Annotated in this window: 1 pseudogene; it reads right to left on the bottom strand. The window is 62.7% G+C overall.

Features of this window, described 5'->3' with window-relative positions:
- A pseudogene (locus tag QSV46_RS39480) lies at positions 1-284 on the bottom strand (MATE family efflux transporter); the annotation flags it as partial.

The following is a 284-nucleotide window of genomic DNA, read 5'->3' as shown; positions in this document are numbered from 1 at the left end:
GTGCCGCGCTGCCAAGCGCGAAGAGCAGCGGAATCTGGATGTAATCGAGGCGTGACGCAATTCCGTAGCCTGCGATGGCGTCAGTGCCGAACAGCCCGACGGCGCCGGTGACCAGGACGACAGTCAAATTGGACTGAATGGTGCCGATGGCCGACAACCCGCCGACGGCAAGAATATCGCCGAGCTGCCGCCACCTGATGAGGCGCACGTCGAACGGCAGACGCAACGAGGTGCGGGCGGAGCGCATGTAGACGATCAACACGAGCGCACCAACGAGATAGTAG

Source organism: Bradyrhizobium cosmicum (assembly GCF_032290525.1).
GTDB lineage: Bacteria > Pseudomonadota > Alphaproteobacteria > Rhizobiales > Xanthobacteraceae > Bradyrhizobium > Bradyrhizobium cosmicum_A.
Note: the sequence above shows the minus strand (reverse complement) of the source record. Positions and strands in the feature narration are given on the sequence as shown.